1 pseudogene is annotated in these 648 nt (G+C 50.5%); it reads right to left on the bottom strand.

Annotated features, from left to right (window positions below):
* Positions 1-648, bottom strand: a pseudogene (locus ACFINL_RS09815) (PBSX family phage terminase large subunit); the annotation flags it as partial.

Genomic DNA, 648 nt, shown 5'->3' with positions numbered 1-648 from the left:
GGGATCACTTGCGTTTCAAAACCCGCATCATTTAAAGCACTCTCAAAACTCACATTGTGCACACGGTCTCTCGTCGCACCGTCATGAGGCAAAACCATCAACGCCTTCTCATAACCGTTTTGACGCAACCAGCCTATATGCTCCGATAATGGTTGTCCTTGTGCTTCGTAATAATCAAGCACTCTGATCTCTCTGCCAACAAATTGCGCTATCCATATCGCTGTCGCATCTGCCTTAGCACCCGTGCCCCCAATATCCCAAAAGGCGCGTATCTGCATCAAAGGATCACGTGCAACACGCCCTATCCGCCCCTCCTCCTCGGCTGCCAACATCTCTTTTTGAAAGTAAGCACCTTGAACCGCTGTAAGATAATCCCCTTCCCAGATATGCTTATAGGTCTCTGGACGGTTTCTCAGATCATCCAATCGCGCTTCATTCAAGATCTTGGGAAACTTCGGATTGTCTGACCAGTTGGCCTCAACACGCTTGATTGCCTCATTGTCTGAAAAGCGAAACCGCTTCTCAACGGGGGCATTCTCTCGCAACGGGTTCCATGTCACCCATAACTCTGCTCTCCACCCCTCACCCTCTTCACGCAAAGTTGGAATGAGCGTCTGCCAAGCCGTCTCTGTAACCGGCTCTGCCTCA

It is taken from the genome of Bartonella sp. AA78NXGY (assembly GCF_042197005.1).
Lineage (GTDB): Bacteria > Pseudomonadota > Alphaproteobacteria > Rhizobiales > Rhizobiaceae > Bartonella.
Note: the sequence above shows the minus strand (reverse complement) of the source record. Positions and strands in the feature narration are given on the sequence as shown.